This window comes from Mesorhizobium sp. M8A.F.Ca.ET.207.01.1.1 (genome assembly GCF_004794715.1).
Classification (GTDB): domain Bacteria; phylum Pseudomonadota; class Alphaproteobacteria; order Rhizobiales; family Rhizobiaceae; genus Mesorhizobium.
This window is the reverse complement of the sequence record NZ_SRUS01000444.1, coordinates 1-309: the sequence shown is the minus strand read 5'-3', so window position 1 is coordinate 309 and position 309 is coordinate 1. Positions and strand designations below refer to the sequence as shown.

1 protein-coding gene is annotated in these 309 nt (G+C 70.2%); it reads right to left on the bottom strand.

Annotated features, from left to right (window positions below; genetic code table 11):
- Window positions 1-309, bottom strand: a 309-nt coding sequence (locus EN850_RS35285) for an aromatic amino acid lyase (protein WP_189591346.1), incomplete at both ends; no start/stop codon positions are given.

Here is a 309-nt window from a genome sequence, read left to right as displayed (position 1 = left end):
GTCGGCATTGGGGCCGAGCGGCCGGTCTTCGTTGAGCGTCGGTACGTGCGTGCGGACAGCCGCGTGGATCGCGCCGGTGGCCGGCGCCAGCGTCAGCCCTTCGCGCAGGTCGACAGCCTGCGCCGCCGCCATCAGTTCGAAGGCGATCAGCCGCCGCCACAGCGCGATCATCTCGGCGCATTTCGCCACGGCAAGCGGTGTCTGCGTGGCGTGATCCTCGACGCCCTCGGACACGGGCAGGAAGTCGAGCATCACCGGGTTGGCCTTGTGGCGGATCGCGGCGAGGACCGCCGTCACGGTCTTCTGCAG